The organism is Vibrio sp. M260112 (genome assembly GCF_036533775.1).
Taxonomy (GTDB): Bacteria; Pseudomonadota; Gammaproteobacteria; order Enterobacterales; family Vibrionaceae; genus Vibrio.
In genome coordinates this window covers 1-6,783 of record NZ_JATABH010000082.1, presented here as the reverse complement: position 1 = coordinate 6,783, position 6,783 = coordinate 1, and the positions used below count along the sequence as shown (strand labels likewise).

Annotated in this window: 6 protein-coding genes and 3 pseudogenes; 5 read left to right on the top strand and 4 right to left on the bottom strand. The window is 44.4% G+C overall.

From position 1 onward, the window contains the following. Positions 1 to 189: 189 nt before the first annotated feature. Both QTN95_RS19410 and QTN95_RS19405 read right to left on the bottom strand, forming a co-directional pair. The gene (locus tag QTN95_RS19410) at positions 190 to 651 is read right to left on the bottom strand and encodes a copper resistance protein NlpE (RefSeq protein WP_331418653.1); all 462 of its coding nucleotides are present in this window, start codon (positions 649 to 651) and stop codon (positions 190 to 192) included. Between the two features lie 137 nt (positions 652 to 788). Then, positions 789 to 905 (bottom strand): annotated as a pseudogene (locus tag QTN95_RS19405) (EamA/RhaT family transporter); the annotation flags it as partial. 205 nt (positions 906 to 1,110) lie between these two features. Between QTN95_RS19405 and QTN95_RS19400 the strand changes: the two are divergent. Beyond that, positions 1,111 to 2,181, top strand: coding sequence for a threonine aldolase family protein (locus QTN95_RS19400; protein ID WP_331418652.1), 1,071 nt, complete (start codon positions 1,111 to 1,113; stop codon positions 2,179 to 2,181). Between the two features lie 58 nt (positions 2,182 to 2,239). Beyond that, entirely contained in the window at positions 2,240 to 2,779 is a 540-nt protein-coding gene (locus tag QTN95_RS19395; protein ID WP_138972734.1) for an isochorismatase family protein, read from the top strand. A 17-nt stretch (positions 2,780 to 2,796) separates the two neighbouring features. Here the strand turns inward: QTN95_RS19395 and QTN95_RS19390 are convergent, their stop codons facing one another. After that, complete coding sequence (locus QTN95_RS19390; RefSeq protein ID WP_331418650.1) at positions 2,797 to 3,738, bottom strand: LysR substrate-binding domain-containing protein; 942 nt, start codon at positions 3,736 to 3,738, stop codon at positions 2,797 to 2,799. A 91-nt stretch (positions 3,739 to 3,829) separates the two neighbouring features. Between QTN95_RS19390 and QTN95_RS19385 the strand changes: the two genes are divergently transcribed. Further along, positions 3,830 to 4,756, top strand: a complete 927-nt coding sequence (locus QTN95_RS19385; RefSeq protein WP_331418649.1) for a DMT family transporter — start codon at positions 3,830 to 3,832, stop codon at positions 4,754 to 4,756. Positions 4,757 to 4,818: 62 nt separating this feature from the next. Here QTN95_RS19385 and QTN95_RS19380 read toward each other — a convergent pair. After that, positions 4,819 to 4,938 (bottom strand): annotated as a pseudogene (locus tag QTN95_RS19380) (LysR family transcriptional regulator); the annotation flags it as partial. 48 nt (positions 4,939 to 4,986) lie between these two features. Between QTN95_RS19380 and QTN95_RS19375 the strand changes: the two are divergent. Next, a pseudogene (locus tag QTN95_RS19375) lies at positions 4,987 to 5,502 on the top strand (MBL fold metallo-hydrolase); the annotation flags it as partial. 360 nt (positions 5,503 to 5,862) lie between these two features. Further along, positions 5,863 to 6,123, top strand: a complete 261-nt coding sequence (locus QTN95_RS19370; protein ID WP_138972736.1) for a DUF5062 family protein — start codon at positions 5,863 to 5,865, stop codon at positions 6,121 to 6,123. The last annotated feature ends 660 nt before the right edge of the window (positions 6,124 to 6,783 follow it).

Below are 6,783 nucleotides of genomic sequence, written 5' to 3'. Positions count from 1 at the left end.
AATGAACTACATACTCGATATGGCTGAGAGTTTTACGCTGCCAGAAAGGCGAGATAGGAGCTACCCAAGAGTGGTAAAAAGAAGGCCCAGTCGCTACGCGACTAGGCCTTCAAAAAGGTGTTAAATGCTTCTTAACTGACAAGCATTAGCCTTTCGGGCTCCTTTTTTGATTTGAGTGCGAGGCTATCGCTACTGTTTGCGTAACTGATAACTCTCAGCCAGCTCACCTTTAACACGTTCGCCATTCATGTCGAGCTTGAACAAGACATTCTCACCAACGAAGTATTGATTTGCGCCACTTTCACTTTCTAGGGTCACGGTATTGCCCTTGTCATTCCAGTGGAATTGGCCTTGCGACTCGATATATCCGTCTTCTTTACCTAGATAGGTCTGCGTTGCAGTGTAACTTCCATCATGATTCAAAGTAATATGAGTCTCGATGCCACTACAGTCAGCACAAGATAAAATACCGACATAAGTTCCGTTCCAGTCTAATGCGTTGTTCGCTGTGTGTGCGCTATCTGCTGGCGCATCTAGGATGATTTCTGCTTGAGCTTGAGCAACAGGTTGAGTCGCCTGTGGTGGTTGTTCGTCTTGGCAACCAGCCAGCACAAATAGGGTACCAGTTAATAGAAATAGAGCCTTTTTCATATTCTGTTCCTTTACCTACGGGGGAGTGTGTCTATCATATCTCTCCGCCGATCCTACTCGTCAATAGCAGGTGAGATTTCCGTTAAGGTTATTTGGCGTTCTGGTCAGTTTCTTGTCCGAGTGACGTGGGTATTGCATCAGCGTCGTCTCAGTGGCGTTAGCAAATGTTTTCCCAGCACATTAATCAGCACCCCCGTGACAATCAAGCCGCCGCCCAAAAATGTCCAGACAGATGGGACTTCATTGGTTAACCAAGCAGCACTATTTGCGTTGGTTTAACCTGACCATGGCCTTGCTGCTGGTGGTGTCAATTGTGCCAGTAATCCGAGGTGTGATTGAACAAATTATCGCGTGAGAAGCGGTTCACCCGTTGAGCATCAAGCTCCTGCTCTGGAAAGATTTACAGTTAAACTCGAACGCGTTAGATTGCCACTGGCATGACAATCTATGGAAAGAAAAATGAGCATCCATCTAAAACAGCTATGTACGACCCACTTACCTGGAAACAAAGAAGATTCGCCGGCAGTCCATTTTTCTAAAATGGCGCAGTGGTGTGAACAGCATAATGTTGCCCACGATGTTTACGGCGAAGGTGAAACTATACAGGCTTTCGAGCAAAAAGTGGCCGACCTACTGGGTTACGAAGCAGGTCTATTTGTTATCACCGGTACTATGACCCAACCGACAGTACTTGAGTTAGTGACCCGACAGAAACGCAATCCGATTGTTGCGATGCACCCTTCAAGCCATATTTATGTTCATGAAAGGCAGGGCTACCAGTTGCAAAACCGATTTAACATCTTGCCAGTAGGGAATGAGTTCAAGCCGTGGAAGCTTGAAGATCTTCAGGCTTGGCCAGATGAAATCGCTGCGGTTTTGTACGAACTGCCAATGCGAGAGATTGGCGGGCAATTACCATCATGGCAAGAGCTCGAACGTATTAAGCAACACTGCGCGGAGAACAACATCCATCTACACATGGATGGGGCGCGTCTTTGGGAGACGGCCGCTTATTACCAAAAAGAGTATCATCAGATTGCTCAAGGCTTTGATACGGCGTATGTCTCTCTTTATAAGGGCATCAATGGATTAGGTGGTTCGATGCTACTAGGTTCAAAGGCGTTTATCCAACTGGCCTCGATGTGGATGAAGCGACAAGGTGGCAATGTCTACCATAGAACGCCTTACGTGGTGTCAGCCGCTATGCAATTTGATGAGAGACTGGCTCGGCTCCCTTCTCTGTTTGAGCGTACCAAACAGGTCTATGAAATCATTGCTGAGTTTCCAACTTTGGCGGTGAATCCTCCCAAGCCACAATCGAATATGTTGCACCTGATATTACCGTTTAGCTTTGAACAGGCTCAGGCGTTACAACAGGCGTTTGCAACTAATCGAGGCATTTGGTTTGGGAATCCTCAAGTGACTTCTCACCCGAATCAGTCGCTTATCGAGTGGTATGTCGGTGATAACCTTCTTGAGATCAGTGATGATGAACTGCGGGCGTTTTTCGCAGAGTTGACGGCAAATTAATCATCTTGGAGTCGGGAGTTTTCGACGCGACTAACGCACCGTTTACTTTGGAGAGAGCATGCTAGACAGAGACAATACCGGATTGATCATCGTCGATGTTCAAGGGAAGTTAGCCAGTTTGGTTGATGAATCTGAGGCGCTGGTAAAAAACTGTGTCACCTTGATTCAAGGTGCTCAAATCTTAGATTTGCCTATTGTCTGGCTTGAGCAAAATCCGACCAAACTAGGTGATACGGTAGAGGCGATAAGCCAGCATTTGCAAGGTGCGTCGCCTATAAGTAAATACACATTTGATGCTTGCTCACAGCCTCAGTTTATTCAAGCTATTCGCAGTGCCAATGTCGGCACTTGGCTAGTGTGTGGTATTGAAGCGCATATCTGTGTGTACCAAACAGTATTAAGCCTTTCCCAACGGGACTATGATGTACAGCTCGTGACAGACTGTGTTTCGTCTCGAAATCCCCAACACAAGCAATTGAGCATCAGAAAATTACAGCATAAAGGAATAGATATCACATGCGTTGAAATGTGCCTTTATGAATTAGTTAAAGATTGCCGTAGTGATGAGTTCAAACAGATTTTGCAACTGATCAAGTAACCGCAAACTGAGCGGTGTTAATCGATGTGAGGTTCTGGTATCGCTCTCTGGTGCTCGCTTCGCGACTCGTCAAACTCTTTACAAACCCATGATTTCAGCTTCAAGACATTGTCATTGCGAAGTTTCTCTGGTCGACACACAAAGAAAAACTCTTGATGAGGATTAGTGACAGGCTTGCCGATCTCCACTAAAAAGCCATGCTTGATTTCATCTCTCACAAATAGGCGGTGAGTAACGAAAACCCCCAACTTTTGTATGGCGGCCTGAATGGCATGGACAGAGACCATGAAGTTCAAATTGTTGTGCTGCTTAGGGGCGGGGACGTTATTTCCCTGACACCAGACACTCCAGTCATTTTTCCTTCGCAAGTTTTGTGCATAGATAGCGGGGTAGTGCTGCAACAATTGCGCTGCGCTTGGTTTGGGTTGAGATGAATCGAGCAGTTGGGGGCTACAAACCAAAAGAAGCTCATCATCACCAAGTTTTTCACAGTAATAATCTTGCCATTCATCCGTTTTTCCATGAATGATGGCGACATCAACACCTTCTTGAGTCAGATTAAAAGGGCCAGCTAGATTAGACAGGCGAATATCGACATTGGGAGCAAAATGTTGGAAGTTATTCACTCTTGGAACCCACCAATGAATCGCCAATGAGTTGATCATATTTAAAGTGATTTGATGGGAGTGCGGTTTTTGGGTTACCGCGTCCGTTGCATCGACGATCGTCTTCAAAGCAGGGGCAATGTCATTGTAGTACTTTTGACCAATCGGATTGAGACGAACTTGCCTGCCTATACGCTGAAACAACGGCTGCCCAATAAGTGACTCTAGGCTTTTGATTGCCTGACTGATCGCAGAGTGGCTGACACTAAGTACCTCAGCAGCCTTAGTCATGCTACCGGTGTCAGCAACGGCGACAAAAGCGTAAAGAGACTTAAGAGGTGGTCGTCTGTTCATATGTAAGTTTATCTAACATGTTTGTTTAAATATATTCGTTTTTTAAGCCCTTGTCATTCCTTTACTATAGGCACGCCTATAGGGAGGAATCATGTTGTTAAATAACCTTGCTGTACCTTATATGCTCGTTTCAACCTTTAGTTTGTCGTTAACGGGTTTAGCTTTAAAAAAACTAACAGAAATATTGAGCCTTGAATGGCTGACATTTCTCAGATTTATATTGCCGACATTGCTCCTGTTTGCTTTGGTCGCTGCAACAAAAATTCGTTTGCCTCCTCCGGCTCTGTTGAAGCCGATCGTGATTAGAGGTGTGTGCATTGCGGCATGCCAACTCTGTTTTATAGCATCACTCAACCGATTGACACTTGTGGAAAGCTCAGTGCTGTTTGGTACAGGGCCACTCTTTATTGCTGTGTTGGAGAAGATCTTTTTTAAGGTCAAGATTAAGACCGAAACCAAATTTAGCTTAGCGGCCACGTTTGCTGGTGTCGTGTTGCTCGCTGGTGATGTCAGCGGCATTCAATTAAGGCCTGAGTTGCTGATTGGATTAGCCTCTGGGCTATTTAGTGCAGGCTCCCAAGTCTGTTTATTTCGTGCCAGTAAAAAGGAGGTAACGCCGGCACTGCTTAACAGTTGGACATTTTTGATAGCGGCGATAAGCGTATTGCCACTGTGTCTTATGTCGGGGCTGTCAAAGGTCGACGTTTCAATCGTATTAGAACCACAACACAACTCGTTTGTTTGGGCGTATTTATTGGTTCTCTCATTGGCTGTGGTTGCCAATCAAATCTTGCGCTCTAAAGCCTATAAGTTGGCTGATAGCAATTCACAAGTGGCACCGCTGATATTTACTAGCTTGCTGTTCACCGCTCTGTGGCAGGCGATGTTTTTTGATGAAAGTTTCTCAACCTATCAGATCGCGGGCATCGCAATCATTATAGTGGCAACCATCATGAATAATTTTGCGACGCCGTTGTTCCGATGCCTTGGTGTTAGTCGCATCTTTGGCCGCAGTTGATGGTGTTATGCTTAGTGGACGCCCCAGCAATGGCGCTAGCCCCACCACTGCTTAACAGAGAATTACCAGCGAGGTTGAGCAAAATAGTCTGCCAGATAATCGATTAGTGCTCGAACAGCGGGTCTCATGTGCTTTCTTGAGGAGTAAAGCGCATACACCGTCATGTCGTCTGGCTTCCAGTCGTGGCGACGTCAACAAAGACTTTGGTTGCGGTGAGTTTGTCCATTTATATGCTCGAAATAAGAAATAATCATGTTCAGTTTGGTGACAGTGAAGCAATGGTCGTGGATACCGGTTTTACCAAAGCGGATGCATTGCGCATTGCGGCAAAAGTGCTTGATAGTGGAAAAGAGCTCAAAACTATCTTTATTAGTCAGGCTGATCCTGATTATTACTTTGGTGCGGAAGTCTTACATGGGCTATTTCCAGAAGCGAAAATTCTAACGACACCAGCCGTTAAAAAAGTAATCGAGACAAAGCTGGAGGGTAAACTGGCGTTTTGGGGACCGAAAATGGGTAGTAATGCTCCGGTTAAACCTTATGTACCTCAAGCCATTAGTGGCAACACCCTAATGCTAGACGGGCACGCTATTGAGATTCGCGGTACCGCTGGGGATCTTGCGCATCGCCCATATTTGTGGATTCCTTCGAGCAAAGCTGTATTAGGTAACGTCTCCGTATATGGCATGATTCACCTTTGGATGGCAGATGCACAGTCGGATGAAAGTCAGCAAGCGTGGCAGGAACTTCGCAAGTCTCAAGGTCGTTTACTAAAGAATTCTGCAAGCAGTGATGAGATGTTTGAGCGTATTGATACTAACCATGACGAGTTCATTGATATGAACGAGTTCCAATCACACAGAGGTTTTATGCGATCTTCAGATCAATAAGTTCCTCACTGTAAGAGAGGTAACATATGTGACCTCTCTCTGAATATCGACTGCGGACATTCGTTTTTCACGGCTCATGAGCAGCGAGAGCATGATAATGTCGTTTGATGGCGTCTTTACAATTTAAAGTCCTTTTTCAAATTGAGATCTTAGTGGCTAAGATAAATATTCAACTTGGTATACTCACACAAAGAATCGTAACGAGAGTGTGATGATATGTCTAAAACAGCAAAGCTCCAGAACGAAGATAAGCTAGTAAAGAAGGCGTTAGAAATTGGCGAGAAGATGGCCAAAATGCAAGGTTTTGACTTACCCAGTACACCACAGCCTGTCAGGGTGAAGGCCATCTACTTGTTCTTAGTCGATGCAAAGCAAATTGCACCACTACCAGATAACAAACTGGATGGTGCTAGTATCAAACACCGATTGGCGATGTGGATTCATAAAGCACTACCTGATAATGACCCACTGAAGTAATTCCCTCTATGCAAAAGCAAAAAGGATGGAGTGAGCGTTGGGTACAAATATATGAATGGCTTCTATTGGTCAGTACTAATTTCCTTTATTGTTGTAGGTAAAGTCTGAAATTTAGCCTAATTAATTATCGGGAGACATACGGTAGGATATTAACGGTACTTTATCTTGATAAAAGAATATCCGCTATAAGCGGAGCGATGTGTTTTATTGAATCGACCAAGCAATAAGGCTTATAGTCGGGCTAAACAATCTGAAAAATAATTAGTGGAACTGTAATTAAGTCGCTCGTTGAGGTGTAAAAACAGTTCTGTTATGTATTTATTTTTTGGATATTGTGCTTTTGGGTTAATTGACCATTTAAGACGCTACTTACCATCAATATTATGTTTTGGTAGAGTTCCCTTAATAAAATTAAGGGAGTTATTATCAATGTCCAGATATCACTATCCTCCAAGAGAAATCATAAGCAGTGAAGAGATGGCTCGATCTATGAGAGAAAGTCAGGTTAAGCGCTGAGGAATCCCCTGATGATTTAGATAAAAATCATCAAGTTAAGGTAGATGCACATCTTGTCATGTGATCAAATGGTTTCGCCAAAAAACAACAACCAAACAACAAGATGCGCGAACTCAATATCTTACATGATTCTCTCTACCAATT

Coding starts and splice junctions, on each gene's coding strand:
- QTN95_RS19395 (WP_138972734.1), top strand. CDS start 2,240: ATGCTAGACAGAGACAATACCGGATTGATCATCGTCGATGTTCAAGGG.
- QTN95_RS19385 (WP_331418649.1), top strand. CDS start 3,830: ATGTTGTTAAATAACCTTGCTGTACCTTATATGCTCGTTTCAACCTTT.
- QTN95_RS19390 (WP_331418650.1), bottom strand. CDS start 3,738: ATGAACAGACGACCACCTCTTAAGTCTCTTTACGCTTTTGTCGCCGTT.
- QTN95_RS19410 (WP_331418653.1), bottom strand. CDS start 651: ATGAAAAAGGCTCTATTTCTATTAACTGGTACCCTATTTGTGCTGGCT.
- QTN95_RS19400 (WP_331418652.1), top strand. CDS start 1,111: ATGAGCATCCATCTAAAACAGCTATGTACGACCCACTTACCTGGAAAC.
- QTN95_RS19370 (WP_138972736.1), top strand. CDS start 5,863: ATGTCTAAAACAGCAAAGCTCCAGAACGAAGATAAGCTAGTAAAGAAG.